The organism is Methylomonas sp. BW4-1 (assembly GCF_052474385.1).
In genome coordinates, this window is record NZ_CP184125.1 from 4,246,392 (window position 1) to 4,264,987 (window position 18,596).

17 protein-coding genes are annotated in these 18,596 nt (G+C 52.8%); 11 read left to right on the forward strand and 6 right to left on the reverse strand.

From position 1 onward, the window contains the following. Positions 1 to 157: 157 nt before the first annotated feature. The 11 genes from pyrF to ACH5Y9_RS19735 all read left to right on the forward strand — a co-directional run bounded on the left by pyrF (position 158) and on the right by ACH5Y9_RS19735 (position 11,220). Positions 158 to 883: an orotidine-5'-phosphate decarboxylase gene (pyrF, locus tag ACH5Y9_RS19685; protein ID WP_445367275.1), complete on the forward strand. Its 726-nt coding sequence runs from the start codon at positions 158 to 160 to the stop codon at positions 881 to 883. Between the two features lie 240 nt (positions 884 to 1,123). After that, on the forward strand, positions 1,124 to 1,492 hold the full coding sequence (locus ACH5Y9_RS19690; RefSeq protein WP_445367276.1) for an endonuclease domain-containing protein: 369 nt from the start codon (positions 1,124 to 1,126) through the stop codon (positions 1,490 to 1,492). A 345-nt stretch (positions 1,493 to 1,837) separates the two neighbouring features. Further along, positions 1,838 to 2,392, forward strand: a complete 555-nt coding sequence (locus ACH5Y9_RS19695; RefSeq protein ID WP_445367277.1) for a shikimate kinase — start codon at positions 1,838 to 1,840, stop codon at positions 2,390 to 2,392. Continuing rightward, complete coding sequence (gene aroB, locus ACH5Y9_RS19700) at positions 2,364 to 3,446, forward strand: 3-dehydroquinate synthase (RefSeq protein WP_445367278.1); 1,083 nt, start codon at positions 2,364 to 2,366, stop codon at positions 3,444 to 3,446. Before ACH5Y9_RS19695 ends, aroB begins: the two co-directional genes overlap by 29 nt. Continuing rightward, the gene (locus tag ACH5Y9_RS19705; protein WP_445367279.1) at positions 3,436 to 5,076 is read left to right on the forward strand and encodes an AAA family ATPase; all 1,641 of its coding nucleotides are present in this window, start codon (positions 3,436 to 3,438) and stop codon (positions 5,074 to 5,076) included. The genes aroB and ACH5Y9_RS19705 overlap by 11 nt, the downstream gene beginning before the upstream one ends. A 21-nt stretch (positions 5,077 to 5,097) precedes the next feature. After that, positions 5,098 to 6,162, forward strand: a complete 1,065-nt coding sequence (hemE, locus tag ACH5Y9_RS19710; protein WP_445367280.1) for a uroporphyrinogen decarboxylase — start codon at positions 5,098 to 5,100, stop codon at positions 6,160 to 6,162. A gap of 275 nt (positions 6,163 to 6,437) precedes the next feature. Then, positions 6,438 to 6,857 (forward strand): secondary thiamine-phosphate synthase enzyme YjbQ, encoded by a 420-nt coding sequence (locus ACH5Y9_RS19715; protein WP_033158212.1) that lies wholly within the window; start codon positions 6,438 to 6,440, stop codon positions 6,855 to 6,857. Between the two features lie 10 nt (positions 6,858 to 6,867). Then, positions 6,868 to 7,326, forward strand: a complete 459-nt coding sequence (locus ACH5Y9_RS19720) for a DUF411 domain-containing protein (RefSeq protein WP_033158213.1) — start codon at positions 6,868 to 6,870, stop codon at positions 7,324 to 7,326. Positions 7,327 to 7,396: 70 nt separating this feature from the next. After that, positions 7,397 to 8,350: an NAD-dependent epimerase/dehydratase family protein gene (locus tag ACH5Y9_RS19725; RefSeq protein WP_445367281.1), complete on the forward strand. Its 954-nt coding sequence runs from the start codon at positions 7,397 to 7,399 to the stop codon at positions 8,348 to 8,350. A 6-nt stretch (positions 8,351 to 8,356) separates the two neighbouring features. Then, entirely contained in the window at positions 8,357 to 9,388 is a 1,032-nt protein-coding gene (locus ACH5Y9_RS19730) for an MraY family glycosyltransferase (RefSeq protein ID WP_445367282.1), read from the forward strand. Continuing rightward, positions 9,385 to 11,220 carry a polysaccharide biosynthesis protein gene (locus ACH5Y9_RS19735; protein WP_445367283.1) on the forward strand — a complete coding sequence of 612 codons (1,836 nt, stop codon included), beginning with the start codon at positions 9,385 to 9,387 and terminating at the stop codon, positions 11,218 to 11,220. The genes ACH5Y9_RS19730 and ACH5Y9_RS19735 overlap by 4 nt, the downstream gene beginning before the upstream one ends. Before the next feature lie 79 nt (positions 11,221 to 11,299). Here ACH5Y9_RS19735 and ACH5Y9_RS19740 read toward each other — a convergent pair whose 3' ends face one another. From ACH5Y9_RS19740 to ACH5Y9_RS19765, 6 genes are all read right to left on the reverse strand, one after another. Then, a complete protein-coding gene (locus ACH5Y9_RS19740; protein ID WP_445367284.1) occupies positions 11,300 to 12,049 on the reverse strand; it encodes a hypothetical protein in 750 nt (249 codons plus the stop codon). 43 nt (positions 12,050 to 12,092) lie between these two features. Next, positions 12,093 to 13,064, reverse strand: coding sequence for a flagellar motor protein MotB (motB, locus tag ACH5Y9_RS19745; RefSeq protein ID WP_205451625.1), 972 nt, complete (start codon positions 13,062 to 13,064; stop codon positions 12,093 to 12,095). 11 nt (positions 13,065 to 13,075) lie between these two features. After that, positions 13,076 to 13,921 (reverse strand): flagellar motor stator protein MotA, encoded by an 846-nt coding sequence (motA, locus tag ACH5Y9_RS19750; RefSeq protein ID WP_033158218.1) that lies wholly within the window; start codon positions 13,919 to 13,921, stop codon positions 13,076 to 13,078. 116 nt (positions 13,922 to 14,037) lie between these two features. Beyond that, the gene (locus ACH5Y9_RS19755; RefSeq protein ID WP_445367285.1) at positions 14,038 to 16,704 is read right to left on the reverse strand and encodes an MMPL family transporter; all 2,667 of its coding nucleotides are present in this window, start codon (positions 16,702 to 16,704) and stop codon (positions 14,038 to 14,040) included. A gap of 2 nt (positions 16,705 to 16,706) precedes the next feature. Further along, positions 16,707 to 17,690 carry a calcium/sodium antiporter gene (locus ACH5Y9_RS19760; RefSeq protein WP_445367286.1) on the reverse strand — a complete coding sequence of 328 codons (984 nt, stop codon included), beginning with the start codon at positions 17,688 to 17,690 and terminating at the stop codon, positions 16,707 to 16,709. 60 nt (positions 17,691 to 17,750) lie between these two features. Then, positions 17,751 to 18,578, reverse strand: a complete 828-nt coding sequence (locus tag ACH5Y9_RS19765; protein WP_101053967.1) for an undecaprenyl-diphosphate phosphatase — start codon at positions 18,576 to 18,578, stop codon at positions 17,751 to 17,753. Positions 18,579 to 18,596 lie beyond the last annotated feature (18 nt).

Here is an 18,596-nt window from a genome sequence, read left to right on the forward strand (position 1 = left end):
GCATGCCGCTTCTTAGTGACATCGCAGGCGCAACAATTGTTAATTAAACACCAACTGAAAAATCAACGTTGCTTGTAAACCACTTTAGCAGGTCTTGCCAAGCTCACCAATAAAAACGCTACCCTTAACCCAGTAAACAGACTATTTCATAATCCTTATGACAGAATCTTTCATATCAAATAAAGCCATTCCCGTCCGCGAACGCCTGATCATGGCGCTGGATGTTTCCAGCATTGCAGAAGCGCAAGCTTTGGTTGAAGAACTAGGTGAAGCTGTGATTTTTTACAAAGTGGGCATGGAGCTATTCATGTCGGGTGATTATTTCGGATTTATCGAATGGCTGAAGGCCCGTGACAAAAAAGTGTTTGTCGATCTTAAATTCTTCGACATTCCAGCCACGGTGGGCAGGGCAATTAAAGCGCTGAGTAACAAAGGCGTGGATCTGGCCACTATCCACGGTAACGATTCCATTATGGAAGCAGCGGCAGCAGCGAAAGGCGACTTAAAAGTGTTGGCCGTCACCGCATTAACCAGCCTGGATCGCGGCGATTTGGACGACTTGGGCTTTCAATGCGATGTGCGCGAGTTGGTGTTGTCCCGCGCTAAGCGGGCGTTGCAAATTGGTTGCGACGGTATCGTCTCATCAGGCCTGGAAGTAGCAATGATTAGGCAACAACTGGGCGAAAAACTGCTGGTAATCACTCCCGGTATCCGGCCGGTGGATAACCGCGAAGACGATGATCAAAAACGCGCGGTCAGTGTCGAGCAAGCGATTCAAAACGGCGCGGATTACATAGTAGTCGGCAGGCCTATCCGCGACGCGACTGACCGTAAAGCCATGGCGGAAAACATCCAGGGACAGATTGCGGCGCAGTTTGCTTGAGTATTTGCGCCAAAGCTTTCTGGAATTTTATTCTCGGTATTTTTGCTTGAAGGGCAAAAAATTAAATTTGCCAGGGCTTTTAACTCCCCTCACCCCAGCCCTCTCCCAAGGGGAGAGGGGGGAATACCGGTATTTTTGTTAGCTAGACTAAATTAGGATCGCCTCATCTAGCTCGGAAATATAACTCCCTCTCCCCCCGGGAGAGGGCAGGGGTGAGGGAATCCAAAAAAGGCTTTTGCAATGAAAGATTTGGCCCGTTCATTACGCAAAAATCAAACCGAAGCAGAACGAGTGATTTGGCAACAGCTGAGGAATCGGCAATTGTTGGGCTGTAAATTTCGTAGACAGCAGGTTATCGGCCCATTCATCGTTGATTTTGTTTGCCTGGAACCCAAGTTGATAATTGAAGTTGATGGCGGGCAGCATGCCGAGCAACAAGAATACGATCAAAACAGAAGCCAATATTTACAGCGGCTGGGGTATCGGGTGCTGCGATTTTGGAATCATGAGGTTTTACAAAACACGCCTGCCGTGATGGAAGCCATTCATCTGATTATTCTTCAGTTAAAAACTGAGCCCCCTCTCCCTCAGGGAGAAGACTGGGATTAGGGAGTTAAAATAGTTGATACCCCCTCACCCTAGCCCTCTCCCTGATGGAGAGGGGATACTCCAAAGTTAATAGCACTCGCCTGTGGAAAGTAATAACTCCCTCTCCTAATGGAGAGGGTTGGGGTGAGGAGAATTCAATAAGGGAGCGCTCTAAAAGCCTCTTGGGGCGAGGGATGTAAATAATGGGTTTTACCCCCACTCATCCCAACCTTCTCCCTCAGGGAGAAGGGGACTTGTGTAATTTTTATAGCCCCTCAAAAGCTAACGCCCAACATCTAAAATTTAACTCCCTGCAAAAAGTGGGCATAATGCTTCGGTTTTTAATGCGCGCAACCAGCCAATGCAATGAAACCAGCGGCAAACATCTACTTGATCGGCCTGATGGGTGTGGGTAAAACCACGATAGGCAAACAGCTTGCTAAAGCCTTGCAATGGCCGTTCTACGACAGCGATAGAGTCATTGAGGAATGCACGGGCGTGGACATTCCGACTATCTTCTCCTACGAAGGCGAAGAGGGCTTCCGGATGCGCGAGCAAACCGTGATCCGTCATTTATCGGCATTGCAAGGCGTAGTGATGGCTACCGGCGGCGGCGCCGTACTAAAGCCGGAGAATCGGGCCGCATTAAAGGAAAACGGTTTTGTGGTTTATCTGCATTGCTCTATCGACAAAATCCTGCACCGCACCAAACACGATACGCAACGCCCGCTATTGCGTACCGACAACCCCAGGCAACGCCTGCAAACCTTGCTGGCGCAGCGCGACCCGCTGTATACGGAATGCGCCGATTTTAAAATCGACTCCGGCGTCCTGCCCACTAAAACCGTGGTTAAAACCATTTTGCAGCAATATCAGGCTGCTTTAGAAGATCATGAAAGAATTGCAAGTTGCACTAAATAACGACAGAAGTTACCCGATTTACATTGGCGCCGGCTTACTGGCCCAAGCGGCACTGTTGGCCAAGCATATTCGCTCCAAGCAGGTATTGATCGTTACCAACGAGACTATCGCCCCGCTTTACTTAGCCCAATTGCAAACGGCATTGGGCGATTATCAAGTCGAAACGGTGATCCTGCCGGACGGCGAGCAATACAAAACGCTCCAATATTTGGAGAAAGTCTTCGATCAATTGCTCGCCAAAAAATTTAGCCGCAACGCCACTTTGATTGCATTGGGCGGAGGTGTGATCGGCGACATGGGCGGCTTTGCGGCGGCTTGCTATCAACGCGGCATCGCCTTTATCCAGATCCCCACGACTTTATTGGCCCAAGTCGATTCCTCCGTCGGCGGCAAAACCGGCGTGAACCATCCGTTGGGTAAAAACATGATAGGTGCGTTTTATCAACCGCAATGCGTCATCGCCGACGCCGATGTGCTGGATACTCTTGACGACAGGCAGTTGTCGGCTGGCCTAGCGGAAGTCATTAAATACGGTCTGATCCGCGACCCCGGCTTTTTAGAATGGCTGGAAGCGAATATGCCGAAATTGCTGGCGCGCGATAAAGATGCCTTGGCTTATGCCATAGAGCGTTCCTGCATCAATAAAGCCGAAGTGGTCGGCGAAGACGAGTTCGAATCCGGCGTGCGCGCTACGCTAAATCTCGGTCACACCTTCGGCCACGCCATCGAAACCGGCAGCGGCTACGGCCACTATCTGCACGGCGAGGCGGTAGCTATCGGCACCTGCTTTGCAGCCGATTTATCGCGGCGCCTGGGCTGGCTGAACGATGCCGACGTTAAGCGAATTATCGACGTTTTCCAGGCCGCCAATTTGCCTGTCACTCCGCCTAAGGAAATGACGACCGAGCAATATGTGGATTTGATGGCCGTGGATAAGAAAAATGTCGACGGCAAAATTCGGGTCATTTTATTGGAAGCGGTCGGCAAAGCCTCTCTCCCCGTCAACGTCGATCTGGCGCAATTGCAGGCAACTTTGAACGGCTATGTTGGATAACGACGACCTGACTTATAGTTACCAAAAACGCTCGGTGGCCAACAACGCCGAACGGACCTTGATTACGCTGGAGCGCTCGCAGAAACTGGATTTGCTGCTGCACTTGCTGGCCAATTTGCAGCAATCGCTGATCGTCTGCGGCCCGGAAGGCATCGGTAAAACCACCTTATTGGAAACTGTCCGGCAAAATCGCAAAGATATGTGGGAAGTCGTGTTGTTGCCGGCTTCACCAGACTCCAGCTTCGAAAGCCTGATCAACGATTTGTTGCGCGGCCTGAACATCGCCAAAGGTTCCGCTTTCGATTTAAGCGCACTACGCGACAAATGCGCCAGACAAAAGGTAGTGCTGCTGATTGATGATGCCGGTAATTTGGTACCTGGCCTGATGACGATGCTGATCGAATTTGCCGACTCGCTACTGGGCTTGCGGCTGGTGTTGGCGATGAATCACGATCAATTCCACATCAAAAGCGGTACCGACAAATTGGTGGAGGAGTGCCATTTCATCGAACTGCCGCCGCTCAGCAAAAAACAATGTGGCGAATATTTACAAAATCTGTCGGCGCAACCGGGCGCAGTGGTGTCGTTTAACGCCATCAGCGACAGCCTGATCGAGGATTTATATCGCGCCAGCAACGGCATCCCCGGCAAAATACTCGCGCAATTGCCTAAATTCGCTCATTCCCAAAGCCATAAACGCAGCAAACTGGGCTTATGGCTCGCAATCGCCGGTGTGCTAACCGGAGCCGGCTATGCGCTGAAATCTTTATTACCGCCGGATCTTGTCACAGGGCAAATCGCCGGCAACCTGCCTATTGCGGTTACAACCGAAAAGGCCGACAAAGCTGCCACCGAAAACACAAGCGCTCCGCAGCCGACACCCACTCCGACAGTCGGAACCGTCCTGGCACCGCCGCAGATCGCTCCACCACCCGAGCCCAAAGCGCCGGAACCGTCACCGACAATCGTGTCTGCCGCCCTCAGCCCGGCAAACAATACAGTGGAGTCAAGCCATGCACTGATCGAAGCCGAAGCGACCGGCCAAGCTCCGCTCCGCTCTGCCGACGCTGAATCGATAAATAGTTCAACAACACCCAGCCCGAAATTACCGAACAAACCGTCGCCCGAGACCCTAAGCACGCAGCCAAGCACTCAGAGCATTGCTGCCGACAAGCAGACGGCGCCCGCGAAAGCACCAAACCCTGAGCAAGCCAAGCCCGAGCAGCAAGCTGAAAAACCGTCGCCAGCCAACTCTGCGCCGACCGAGGAGATAGCGCCGGTTGCTGTGCCAACCCCGGCTAAACCCGTCGAACACAAACCCGCCAAACCCGCCTTCGAAGGCAGCGATCAGGACTGGATCATGGCGCAACCAGCCAACAACTTCACGCTGCAAGTCATGGTGCTGTCCACTAAAGATGCGGCACTACGTTTTCAAAAAAAATACGCCGATTACCGCGACGGCCTGAAGTTCTACCCCATCAAACAGGGCGAACAGGAAAAATACGTGGTAATTTACGGCTCTTTTCAATCTGCCGCCGAAGCGATACAGCTTAAAGCCGTTATGCCCGGCGAGTTTAAGCAGGCCATGGAAAAACGCTTCCGGGCCGTGCAAAAAGAAAGCCGCCGCTGATTCTCATCCCAATCGAAACGAATGACCAACTTACAAAACGATTTATTCTTAAAAGCCCTGTTAAGACAGCCCGTCGACCGCACCCCCGTCTGGATGATGCGCCAAGCCGGACGTTATTTACCCGAGTATCGGGAAGTGCGCGCCAAGGCCGGCAGCTTCATGCAACTCTGCACCAATCCGGAACTGGCCTGCGAAGTGACGCTGCAACCGCTGGAGCGTTTTAACTTCGACGCGGCCATCTTGTTTTCCGATATTTTGACCATCCCCGACGCGATGGGCTTAGGGCTATCGTTTGCCGAAGGCGAAGGCCCCCAATTCGCCAATCCGGTCAGAACCGCAGCCGACATTGCCAAATTACCGATTCCCGATCCGGAAACCGAATTGCGTTATGTGATCGACGCCGTGCGCTTGATCAAAACCAATCTGCACGGCAAGGTACCCTTGATTGGCTTTTCCGGCAGTCCCTGGACGTTGGCGACTTACATGGTGGAAGGCAAAAGCAGCAAGAGCTTTCAAAAAGTGAAAAGCCTAATGTTCGAACAGCCGCAACTGATGCATCAAATGCTGGATAAGCTGGCGCAGTCGGTAGCCGCCTATTTGAATGCGCAAATTGCCGCCGGCGCTGACGCGGTCATGGTGTTCGATACCTGGGGCGGCATGCTCAGCCATAACGATTATCTGGAGTTTTCGTTGCGCTATGCGCGGCAAGTGCGCGAGCTATTGAACACGCGTCGCGACGGCCGGCAAATTCCGACCATATTATTTACCAAGGGCGGCGGTCTATGGCTGGAAGCGATGGCCGACACCGGCTACGACGCGCTGGGCCTGGACTGGCAAACCGACATCGGCCAAGCCCGCACCCGCGTCGGCGACCGGGTAGCGTTGCAGGGCAACATGGATCCGATTACTTTGTACGCGCAACCGGAAGTGATCCGCGAAAAAGTCGGCAAAGTGCTGCAAGGTTTCGGTAATGGCTCAGGACATGTGTTTAATCTGGGCCACGGCATTTTGCCGGACATTAATCCGGAACACGTCAAAGCCATGGTCGATGCGGTGCGGGAATTGAGTCCGCAATATCATCGCTAAATAAGGGCGTTTATACTTGAGGGCAATGCCGCTAAGTTACGCCTACCTCTCCCTTGCACCCACAGGGCATAAAGGAGAGGGCTGGGGTGAGGGGTGTAAATAATTGATTTTAATCTCCCTCATCCTAACCTTCTCCCGGCGGGAGAAGGAATTATCTACCTCAACTTTGCGGTATTGCTCCGGGATTAGAGGACCAATTGCGGAGTTTTACGATTCGCTGAATAATTTGCAGCCATCCAAATTTCCAGCATTTATCAATTTGTAACATTCTCGACATGTGGATTCAAAAACGCATCCAGCTAGCCGCGAAACCGCGTGGCTTTCATTTGATCACCCGGGAAATCGTCAGTCAGCTAGCCGAACTGGATAAAATTGAAATAGGCTTGGCCCATGTGTTTTTGCAACACACCTCGGCATCGCTGGCCATCAACGAAAATGCGGATGCGGATGTACGCCGGGACCTGGAAAGTTATTTCTCCCGGGCGGTAGCGGAAAATGAACCATACTACCGGCACACACTCGAAGGGCCGGACGACATGCCTGCCCATATAAAAACCGTTATATTGGGCAGCTCGCTAAGCATCCCGATCAGCGACGGCCAATTGGCCTTGGGAATTTGGCAAGGCATTTACTTATGCGAGCATCGCAATCGTGCCGGCAATCGCACCATCATCGTAACGCTACACGGCGAATAAAGAGGTATTTATGAACGCATCGAAATCAATCATGTTATTACTGGCGGCTCTCAGCCAAAACCTTTCCGCTGAAGAAGCAGGCAAGCCGCTGGAAATGACAGTCTATCGCAGCCCCACTTGCGGCTGCTGCGGTAAATGGCTGGAACATGCCAAACAAAACGGCTTTAAAATCAACGATGTGGTTAGCGACGACATGGAAACCATCAAAGCCCGTTTCGGTGTCCCCGAGAAGCTGGCGTCCTGCCATACTGCTGTCGTGGACGGCCACGTGATCGAAGGCCATGTGCCTGCTACCGATATTCAAAAGCTTTTGCAAAGCAAATCCAACATAGTCGGTATCGCCGCGCCGGGCATGCCGATGGGCAGCCCCGGCATGGAAATGGGCGGGCAGCAAGATGCGTACAAGGTGGTTTCCTTCGATAAAGAAGGTAAGTATGAAGTGTTTGCAGAGCATGGCAGCAAGCAATAACTCAACTTACGTACTCTCGCCGTCCGTTTAAATCGCTGCCAACCATTATGTCTTTTCGCCAACATATAACATGACTAAGGCCCTCGTCACCGGTGCCTGCGGTTTTATCGGCGCGCACCTATGCCAAGCCTTGGTCAATCAGGGTTATACGATCAGAACATGTAGTCGCACGGGGAATGATGAGAACAACATCGCTTTGGATTTGGCAGCACCGGGAGCTTGCCCCCCGGAGTTGTGCGCCGGAATAGACGTAATATTTCATCTGGCCGGCAAAGCCCACGCCTTGGCGGAAAGTCGGCAGGATGAGGCCGAATACCGGCAAATCAACACCGAAGGCACGCGCAAACTGCTGGAAGCCGCACAACAGGCCGGAGTGAAAACCTTTGTGTTCTTCAGCAGCGTCAAAGCCGTCAGCCAGACTAGCCGACAAGCCATGGATGAAACGGTTAACGCCCCGGCCTCAGATCCCTACGGTTTGTCCAAATACGAAGCCGAACAACTGGTGCTGAACGGCGGCTACGTCCCGCATCCCGTGGTGTTGCGACTCAGCATGGTCTATGGCGATACCGGGAAAGGCAATCTGCCGCGCATGATCCACGCAATTCGCCGCGGCATATTCCCGCCGCTACCGGAATCCGGTAACCAGCGCTCCATGGTGCATGTCGATGATGTGGTGACATCGGCATTGTTGGCCGCAGAAAATCCCGAAGCAGCCGGGCAGGTTTATATCGTGACGGATCAACAAAGCTATTCTACCCGGCAGATTTACGACGCGATCAGAGCCGCGCTCGGCAAGCCGCCTGCTGCCTGGTCGATACCGATGCCGTTGTTAACCAGTTTAGCTAAATTGGGCGATGGCTTTGGCCGGCTGACGGGGCGACGCTTTCCTATCGATAGTGATAGCCTGGAAAAATTAACCGGTTCGGCGTGGTATTCGTCTGCTAAAATCGCCCGCGAATTGGGTTTTCAACCTCGCCAAACTCTCTGGAAAGCCCTGCCCGATATTATTCGCCATCTAAGTTAATCTAGCGTGCTACTGCTTTCTACTGTTACCTTGCTGCTCGCCGCCGTATTGACCGGCCTGATTCGCCGTTACGCCTTAACTTACAAGGTGCTGGACATTCCCAACCAACGCAGCTCACACAGCGTGCCAACCCCGCGCGGCGGCGGCTTGGCTATCGTGCTGGCCTTCAGCGTGGCGATGCTCTGGTTGTTTTTTGACCGGCAACTGACTGGCACTTCCCTGGCCTTGCTGGGCTCCACGCTATTGGTAGCCGCTATCGGCTTTTGTGACGATCACGGCGAAGTGGCCGCGCGCTGGCGTTTCTTGACGCATTTGCTGGCGGCGATCATCGCCCTGGAATTGTTGGGCGGCCTTCCCGTGGTATTGGTCCCCGCGCCATTCGACGCCCTCTTCGGGCGCTTAAGCGTCAATCCAGGCTGGTTGGGCTACCCCTTGGGCGCACTGTTTTTGGTTTGGGCCCTAAACCTGTTCAATTTCATGGACGGTACCGACGGCATTGCCGCGTCGGAAGCGCTGTTTGTATCCTCGGCATTGGCGGGCTATCTGTTTTTTATCGACCAAAGCTTATGCGGTGTTGCCTTGAGTTTGGCGGCGGCTTGCAGCGGCTTTTTGCTGTGGAATTGGCCAAAAGCGAAAATCTTCATGGGCGATGTCGGCAGTGGCTTTATCGGGCTACTACTGGGTTTGTTGATTCTACTGGCCGCACAACAGGCCGCCGTGCTGCTGTATTGCGGGCTGATTTTATTCGGTGCGTTTATCGTGGATGCCAGCTATACCCTGGCGGTTAGAATGTTCAGCAGACAAAAATGGTACGCGGCGCATTGCTCGCATACCTATCAGCATGCAGCCAAGCGTTTCGGGCATTTACCGGTGTTATTGGCAAGCTGGGCAATTAATTGCGGTTGGCTGCTGCCTGTCTCCCTATGGATATTCAAGCATCCCAGCCATGCTTTGGCCGGCGTTATCGTGGCTTATCTGCCCTTAATCTATCTGGCTTACCGGTTTAAGGCCGGCCAATCCGAGTTGGTTGTTTCGTGACTTTAATATTCCGCTCCCGCACCACCATCTTTTTGCACGATCTAGCCATGATCCCGTTGGCCTGGTTCGGCGCTTACTGGCTACGCTTTAATCTGCAAAACATCCCGGACGAATTTTTTTATTCGGCCTTATTGTTCCTGCCTTGGGTCATAGCCATCCAAGTCAGTTTATTCTGGGTGTATGGTTTATACCGCGGCGTTTGGCGGTTTTCCTCGCTGCCGGACCTGATCCGCATCGGCAAAGCGGTGTTGACCGGGATTTTTTTTATTGCCTCCGCCTTGTTTTTATACGACCGCCTGCACGGTGTACCGCGTTCGGTCGTACCGTTGTATGTGCTGATCCTGTTTTCCTTGCTCAGCATTCCGCGTCTGGTTTATCGCTTTTGGAAGGAACAGACGTTTGCGGAGCGCGTGGGTAAGCGCGCATTGATCGTCGGTGCCGGTTCCGCCGGCGAAATGCTGGTGAGGGATTTATTGACCAATGTCGATAGCGATTATGTGCCGATAGTGTTCGTCGACGACAACCATGGCAAATACAAGCGCGAAATTCGCGGCATCCGCGTTGCCGGCACGGTCGAGCAAATTCCCGAATTAATCGAACGCTGGAATATCGAAACTGTGCTGATTGCCGTGCCGTCGGCCAGCGATCAGCAAATGCGTCGTATCGTGGAAATCTGCGAAAACTGCTCGGTGGATTTTCAGACCCTACCCTCGGTTAAAGAATTGCTAAGCGGCGCGGTCACCACCGCCAATCTGCGTAGCGTTTCCATCGAAGATATTTTGGGCCGCACACCGGTAAAGCTGGATTGGCCCGGCATAAAAAACCATCTGCGCGACAAAGTTATTTTAGTCACGGGCGGTGGCGGCTCCATAGGCTCCGAACTTTGCAAGCAACTGGCCAGAGCCCAACCGCGCAAGCTGATCGTATTCGATCAGTGCGAGTTTAATTTGTACAAAGTCAATGCCGACTTGAATCGGCTGTTTCCGGAGTTATCGCACCAAGCCGTGTTGGGCGATGTCGCCGATCCCGTTGCGGTGCAGCAATTAATTGCCGGGCAAAAACCGGAAATCGTGTTTCACGCCGCCGCTTATAAACATGTGCCTTTGCTGGAAAATCAGATCCGCGAAGCGGTGCATAACAACCTGATCGGCACCAAGATCCTAGCGGAAGCGGCGATTGCCGCCGGCGTGGCGCGCTTTGTATTAATTTCCACCGATAAAGCCGTCAATCCGACCAACGTGATGGGCGCCACCAAGCGGGCGGCGGAAATCCTGTGTCAAAACCTGAATCAGACCGGCAACACCCGCTTCACCACGGTACGTTTCGGCAACGTGCTCGATTCGGCCGGCAGCGTGGTGCCGCTGTTCAGGGAACAAATCAAGGCCGGTGGCCCTATCACGGTAACGCATCCGGATATTACCCGCTACTTCATGACGATTCCGGAGGCCTGCCAGCTCATCATGCAAGCGGAAACCATAGGCCAGGGCGGCGAAGTGTTTGTATTGGATATGGGCGAACCGGTCAAAATTACTTACCTGGCGGAGCAGATGATCCGCCTGAGCGGCAAAGTCCCGAATAAAGACATTGCCATTAAGATTGTCGGCTTGCGGCCCGGCGAAAAACTCTACGAAGAATTATTCCACGATCAGGAACAATTAATGGCAACCAGCCATGCGAAATTGCGCCTGGCCAAAGCCCGACTCTACGACTCGGTGGAATGGGCTAAACAGATTGAGGATTTGCAGAAGGAGTGCAGGAGCTACGATAACCAACAGCTGTTGGCCGGTTTGAAGCAGTTGGTCCCCGAATTTACGAATACGCCGGCGGCTTAATAATAGCGCTAAGACTCACTCCCCCCCAGGCAATGTCATTGAGCTAAGCCCCCTCCTGCTGAAAAAAGCTATAGGGTTCTTAACTTTTCAGAGATCCGCCTATCCGATAGCAATACAGCTTAGTTTTGCGGCTATCGTTCAGTTCGAGCACCGATTCGGGGTGGCTATCCGGTATCGGAAAAGAGGACGAGATGAATAAGCAGCCGTCCCGCATTTCCCGCCGGACTTTTTCGCCGATTTTCGCCATCACCAGCGGCGACAGAAAGGCGAACACCACATCGAACCCGCGTAAATCCTGCTTCCAAAAACTGGATCTGCCGACCCGGACATTAGCCAGATTGCGGCAACGCCATCTTGCCAGCAGCCAGGGCAGCGGCGCTCGCTCCAAGGCCACCACAGCCATGTCCGGCCGGGCTTTTGCAAGCGGCACGACAACGGTAGCCAGACCGGCGCCAATATCGATAAACGCTTGCGCCCGTTCGCGGCTTACTATTTCGATCAGCGCCTGACTGACAGCGGAAGACGATAAGAACAACGGCACATCACCTTTCACTGTCCCCCAAAATAATAGGGTTAGCAGCAGCAACATCAGCAGATACAGCCATGCAGGTACTTGCCAGCTCAGCCCCAGTAATACGGTCGGTATAAATAGCAAATGAATCGGCAGCCACCAGACAGGCTGGCGAAAACCGCGAGAGAACAGTGCGGCCAAGCCGGCCTGAATGGCGACAGCTTGCCAAACGCTAATAGGCAGGGGGATAATTGCGCGCAAGCCCAACACAGCGGCACAGGCCATTAGCTGACTCAGCAGAGCCTTGAATAACTGCATCAGATCCTTACCGTACGTTCAGCCTAGTACTGACCGGGCCAAATCAATGCGCAGCGCCTTCCGCCCCTGTAATTTTGGTATTTTGCTGAATCGCGGGCGACATGGCCGGCAAACCGGGCACAGAGGTATCGCTGCTGCCGGGCTTATCTTCGGCGCCATCGTGCAGCACCTGATTTTCGGTCTTTTTATTCATCACTACGATGGAAATCCGCCGATTCATCGGATCGTTAGGCACGTCGCCCTTGTAAGGAATACTCGATGCCAAGCCGACCACGCGCAGCACCTTGTCTTCACTGAGTCCGCCTTGGGTTAACTCGCGGCGCGCCACATTGGCCCGGTCGCTGGATAGCTCCCAGTTGGAATAACCGGTGCGATTGCTGGGAAACGGCAATGCGTCGGTATGGCCGTTGATGGTGACTTTGTTGGGTAATTCGTTGATCACCGGCGCCAACTCGCGCAGGATGGCTTGCGCATAGGTTTCGATACCGGAACTGGCCAGTTTGAACATCGGCCGATTTTGCGCATCGATAATCTGGATTTTCAAACCTTCCGGGGTGGTTTCCAGCTTGATCTGATCTTTATATTCCGCCAACTTGTCATTGGCTTTCAGCATGTCCTCGATTTTTTCCTGCAATTTTTCCAGCTTGAGTTTTTCCTGCTCTTCCGCCAGTTTTTCAATATCCTCAGGCGTTGGCTCGGCCGGGGTATTTTCCCCTTGATGCACTTGCCCCTCGTCTTGCGATTTCAAGTCCTGGCCGCCGGCCTGAATGATGCTGGTCCGGTCGCCGGAGCCCTCACCGGGGTTACTGACAATCGCGACGCCAAACGGGTTTTGGAAGTATTCGGAAATGCCTTTTTTAGTTTTCTCGTCGGTGGAACCGAGTAACCACATCAACAGAAAGAAAGCCATCATCGCAGTCACGAAGTCGGCATAGGCAATTTTCCAGGCCCCGCCGTGGTGCCCACCGTGCCCACCCTTCTTGATTTTCTTGATGATTATAGGTTGTTCGGCCATTGTCGTTTACCTTATTTGCCGGCTTTCAATTGTTCTTCCAGCTCGGTAAAGGTCGGCCTGGCATGATGAGGAATCGCGGTACGCATGAATTCCACCGTCATGGCCGGCGAAGTACCTTTCGCGCAATTCAGCAGGCCTTTTTGCGTGCATTTATAGGCGTTGCTTTCTTCTTCCAGCCGCGCTTCCATGACCGACGCTACCGGGCCGATAAAGCCGTAAGACACCAAAATACCCAGGAAGGTACCGACCAGCGCCGCCGCGATCAGTTTGCCCAGTTCCGCCGGCGGAATACCCACCGATTCCATCGTATGTACCACCCCCATTACCGCCGCGACGATACCGAAAGCCGGCATGCCGTCACCGACTTTTTGCACGGCTTTGATCGGCTCGTTGCCTTCGGCGTGGTGTACTTCGATTTCCGCGTCCATGATGTCTTCCAGTTGGTTGACATCAACCCCGGTCAGGATCAGCCTGAGCTTGTCGCAAATGAACTCCATCAGATGGTGATCGTGGACGATTTTTTCACCGAATATCGAGCTACCCTCCGGATCGTCCACCACTTTTTCCAGGGACAACAAACCTTCCTTGCGGGCCTTCTGACTCAGCGCGTTAAAGCTCATCAGCAGCTCCATGTAGTACTCCTTGGTGTAGGTACTACCTTTCAGCGTGGCGGTTCCGCCGGCCATCGCCGCTTTACTGGTGGCCAGCGAGTTACTGGCCAGGAAGGAACCGAAGGCGGCACCGACGATGATCAGCACCTCAACCGGCTGCCAAAGCACGCCCAGATGGCCGCCGGCCATCAAAAAGCCGCCCAATACACAGCCTAAAATAATCACATAACCAATGATTACAAACATGGTTGCCTCTAAAAAACTAAAAGTTAATTATAAAAATCAAACTTACCCTGGGTTCGCTACCTTTACCGGCCGCCATGTAAGTTGCCGGATAAGTCTAGGCTATGGTTTTCAAACTCTCAGGCTAAATGCTCAGTTTTTTTTAAAACCAGCTTGCTGATAGCCGGCAGCACCACAAAAGTACACGTCATGATCCAGAAAATGCCGATAGTGATGACCAAACCCATGCTGGAGATGCCCTGATGCGGGGAAAATGCCAAACCAACAAAGCTGGAAATGGTGGTCAACGCGCCGTAGAACATGCCGCGCGCGGTACTGGATTGATAAATATTCTGATCCTCGGACAACGAATGATGCAATTTTTCAACCATATGGATGCCGTTATCGACACCCAGCCCCATTAATAAAGGCAAGGCGATAATATTGGCAAAATTGATCGGCGTGCCGGTAAACACTGTAGTTGCCATTGTGAACAAACCGGCCAACACTAAGGGTGTCATCACCAACACAGTGTCGACGATACTGCGGCGTATGAACATCAACAGCAAGGCAATCGCCACCAGGGCAATGATGATGGCTTCCTGGAAGGCACCGATCACCGCTTTCATGGATTCCCAATACATGACCGGCAAATCGGTGGCATTGGGCGCTACGGCCTGTACGTCGGTGATGAAAGCCTGCAAGTTACCGAGATCGTTCAAATCTTCCTTGGGAAAAATCTGGATACGGTATAAACCGTCTTTACTCAACCAGCGTTCCTTGATTTCCGCCGGGATACTGGTCGGTACAATTTCCTCGGCATGGAAACCGACCAGAAGCTGGTTCATGACAGTGGGCAAGGTGCCGAGCAACGAGGTTTGAATCTTCTCGATAAACACGCCGCGGTCCGGCTGGAATCTGGCTTCCAATTCCACCATCACGTCTTGCAACTGCTGTTTAAAGGTTTGCAGGGATTTGATGTCTGCCGGATTGGTTTTTTTCGGCAGATTGGCATCAATCGCGGCGATCATGCGCTTGATGGCCGGCAAGGGATCAGTACCGGTTTTCAATTGCGGGAAAAACTGGCTCTGCGGACCCAGCGTCAGCACCATATCGTCGATGATACCCAATTTGCTTTCTTGATCGTCAGGCACAAAGTCGAACAAGCTGACGGTTTTATCGACGGTTTTCAGACTCTCCAGCTTTTTCTGCGCCGCTCTGGCTTCGTCTTCGTTTTTCACCAAAACCGTCAAGGTCATCGGCGAAGTTTCGCGCTCTTTCATCAAGTCCTTGAAGGCAATCACCGACTCGGTATGCGGATCGCGCAGATTCAAGGGATTGAAATCGGTTTGCACCTGAAACACAAAGTACACGGCAACCACCGCGCCAAGCAAAGTCAACAAGGAAATCGGTTTGGCATAGTGCAACGTATAGTGAGCCAACACGTGGGTAAACTTCGATTCGCCGGGTTGTTCGCCATGTAATTGATGCACGGGCGGATTCGGCAACACCTTAAGCAGCACCGGCAGCACAGTCAGCGTAATGAATAAGCAAATGAACAAGCTGGTACCGGCCAGCAAACCCAACTCGGAAATGCCTTGGTAGTCGGTGGGAATAAAGGCATACAAACCGATGGAGGTAGTGCCGGCGCACAGAATTAAAGACGGACTGGTTGCCAACAAGGCCGAACGGATTGCCTTGCCTTTGTCGCTGCCGTAGAGGTCCAGATTGTCGCGATAACGCAGGCAAAAATGGATCGCATACTCCACGCCCAAACCAATATTGGATACCGCGAAGGCCACAGAAATCAGATTGAGTTGTTTCACCGCCACGGAGGCGAACAATCCGCAAAACACCATGCCCAAAGCCAATGTCAGCAAGGTAGCCAGCATCAACAGCCAGGAACGGTAAGCAACCAGCAAAATGCCGCAGACCAATACGATGGAAAAAATGCTGGCGGTAAAAGTACCCTCACTCATGCCAGCCATTTCATCGTGTTCCAAACCGACTTCGCCGGTCACCCAGACCTTGACGGCCGGCATGTTGGGGTCTTGAATTTTGTCAGCAGCGTGCCGGATGACATTAATCGCCGGCTCTACCGGCAAAATTTGGGTGTAGTCGAATTTCGGCGTGACGAAGATAAAGGCTTTGTCCGATTGCTCTTCGCTGATCTTGTTTTCGGCAATCAGTTTTTGCCAGGAGAGTAGGTCGGTTTCACCGTTCAGGGTCTTATGCAGCGAGTTGCTGACCTTGTCGATTAAAGACATCAGATCGATGGGCACTTCTTCGGTTTTGGTTTCTGCATTCAGCGCATCTTCGAAGATCGAGAAAAAGCCATTCAGGCTGGGGTCCTGGGAGATGCGGCCGATAAACGGCTGGGCTTGCGCCAGCGTCACCGAAAAATCCTGCAACTTATCGGTATCCAGATACAGCAGGCCATTGCGCTGAAAAAACGCATTTTCATCCGGCCGATAGACTTTGGTGAAATGTTCGGTATCCGCTCTAAGCTCCCGGCTCAAGCGTTGGGCAGCGGCCTTGGTCAACTCCGGACTGGAAGACTCGATCACCAGCAGCAAGGTATGGACTTCCTGGCCGAACTGCTGTTCGAATTTGCGGCGGTTTTGCTGAAACGGCGCTTCCGGAGCGATCAGTTCCGCCGTATCGGTGTTGACGGTTAGATGGTTGCCGGTGTATTGCGCGGCCAGATAAGCCAAGATTACCGAAGCCAGTAACACTAACCCCGGCGAATACAGCAACCAGTTGCCCCATCGAAAGGCAATATTTCCCAAACGTTTTTCCAAGGACATGCTTAAGCGCTCACGACGGTGTTAATCAAGTACACGGTGTAACTGGCGTAAATGGCCAACAAGATGCCGCCTTCAACCCGATTGATGCGGCCTTGCTCGCCTTTTCTGGCGTATCCTAAAAAGAACAGCGACACCGTTAACAAGGCCATCAGCGGCCAATCGCGATTAACGATTTCCAGTGGAATCGACATCGGCTGAATCACCCCGGCCAAACCCACCACCGCCAACGTGTTGAATAAATTGGAACCGATGATATTGCCCAAGGCCAGATCGTGCTCGCCTTTACGGGCGGCGGCAATCGACGACGCCAATTCAGGCAAGGAGGTACCGATGGCGACGATGGTCAAACCAATCACCAAATCGCTGACGCCCAAATCCTGGGCAATCGATACCGCACCCCAAACCAATAAGCGGGAGCTGATCACCAATAACAGCAAACCGGAAACCAGCCAGATGACAGCCTGAGCGCAGGACATCGCATGCTCTTCCAATTCTTCAGCAACTTCTTCGCCTAACACGTCGGTCGTCTCGGCTGTTTTACTCATCCCTTGCCGGACCATCCAGGTCATCACGCCAACGAATACCGCCAGTTCCAGCACCGCATCCATCCGCGACAGATCGCCGTCGTATACCTGACCTAGCACGAACAAAGTCACCGCGAACAGCACCGGCAGTTCTTTTTTAACGATTTGCGAATGGACGGTAATGGGACTGATCAAGGCCACCATCCCCAGAATCAAGGCAATATTGGTGATATTCGACCCGTAAGCATTGCCCAGCGCTATACCCGGATTGCCCTGCCAGGCCGACAAGACGGACACGGACAACTCCGGCGCGGAGGTGCCGAAACCGATCACCACCATACCTATTAACAACGGCGACATGCCCAGAAAACGCGCTATCGCCGCAGCTCCTTCGACAAAAATATCGGCACTCCAAACCAACACAATCAGACCGATGACTATCATCAACAGTGGCAAAGCCATAACCTACCCTTAATTTTAAAGATCAAAAAACCGAAATACTGCCCTACGTGACGCCGAATACTAATCCACCGTCCATTGCACCAGACCGCTGTAAGCACTGGCAATCACCACCACGCCAAACACAATCCGATACCAGGCAAAAATGATGAAATCGTGATGACTGATGTAACGCAGCAAACCTTTAACCGCCAGCAAGGCACTGATAAACGCCGCGACTAATCCCACCGCGAACGACAGCGCATCGCTCTCGATGTGCAGTAAGTCGCGGTGCTTGTATAAGTCGTACAGACTGGCGACGACCAAGGTGGGAATCGCCAAAAAGAAAGAAAACTCGGTAGACGCCTTACGCGACAAACCGAACAGCAAGCCGCCGATAATGGTCGCGCCGGAACGGGAGGTGCCGGGGATCAAGGCAAAAGCTTGGGCGATACCCAATTTCAAGGCATCCAGCGGACTGAGATCGTCAACATTATCGACCCGGATTTTGTGCTCGCGTTTTTCCGCCCAGATAATCACAAACGCACCAATGATAAACGCCAAGGCTACCGGCATCGGCTTGAACAGCGCGGCCTTGATATGTTTGCCAAACAACAAGCCCAGCGTCGCCAGCGGCATAAACGCAATCGCCAGATTCAACACAAATTTTTGCGCCTGCCTGTCGCTGGTCAATCCGCTCAATACCGAGCCGATCTTGGCCCGGTATTCCCAGCAAATCGCCAGGATCGCGCCGACCTGAATGACGATAGTAAACAGTTTGGCCTTGTCGTCATTAAAATTGAGCAAATCGCCGGCTAGAATTAAATGGCCGGTGCTGGAAATGGGGAGAAATTCGGTTAATCCTTCAACTACGCCGAGTATCAGGGATTTAATGATGAGGGTAATGTCCATTTTTTATCAGGCTCCGTA

Coding starts and splice junctions, on each gene's coding strand:
- ACH5Y9_RS19695 (WP_445367277.1), top strand. CDS start 1,838: ATGAAACCAGCGGCAAACATCTACTTGATCGGCCTGATGGGTGTGGGT.
- ACH5Y9_RS19755 (WP_445367285.1), bottom strand. CDS start 16,704: ATGTCCTTGGAAAAACGTTTGGGAAATATTGCCTTTCGATGGGGCAAC.
- ACH5Y9_RS19725 (WP_445367281.1), top strand. CDS start 7,397: ATGACTAAGGCCCTCGTCACCGGTGCCTGCGGTTTTATCGGCGCGCAC.
- ACH5Y9_RS19690 (WP_445367276.1), top strand. CDS start 1,124: ATGAAAGATTTGGCCCGTTCATTACGCAAAAATCAAACCGAAGCAGAA.
- ACH5Y9_RS19705 (WP_445367279.1), top strand. CDS start 3,436: ATGTTGGATAACGACGACCTGACTTATAGTTACCAAAAACGCTCGGTG.
- ACH5Y9_RS19760 (WP_445367286.1), bottom strand. CDS start 17,690: ATGGCTTTGCCACTGTTGATGATAGTCATCGGTCTGATTGTGTTGGTT.
- ACH5Y9_RS19720 (WP_033158213.1), top strand. CDS start 6,868: ATGAACGCATCGAAATCAATCATGTTATTACTGGCGGCTCTCAGCCAA.
- pyrF (WP_445367275.1), top strand. CDS start 158: ATGACAGAATCTTTCATATCAAATAAAGCCATTCCCGTCCGCGAACGC.
- ACH5Y9_RS19715 (WP_033158212.1), top strand. CDS start 6,438: ATGTGGATTCAAAAACGCATCCAGCTAGCCGCGAAACCGCGTGGCTTT.
- ACH5Y9_RS19740 (WP_445367284.1), bottom strand. CDS start 12,049: ATGCAGTTATTCAAGGCTCTGCTGAGTCAGCTAATGGCCTGTGCCGCT.
- ACH5Y9_RS19765 (WP_101053967.1), bottom strand. CDS start 18,578: ATGGACATTACCCTCATCATTAAATCCCTGATACTCGGCGTAGTTGAA.
- hemE (WP_445367280.1), top strand. CDS start 5,098: ATGACCAACTTACAAAACGATTTATTCTTAAAAGCCCTGTTAAGACAG.
- aroB (WP_445367278.1), top strand. CDS start 2,364: ATGAAAGAATTGCAAGTTGCACTAAATAACGACAGAAGTTACCCGATT.
- motB (WP_205451625.1), bottom strand. CDS start 13,064: ATGGCCGAACAACCTATAATCATCAAGAAAATCAAGAAGGGTGGGCAC.
- motA (WP_033158218.1), bottom strand. CDS start 13,921: ATGTTTGTAATCATTGGTTATGTGATTATTTTAGGCTGTGTATTGGGC.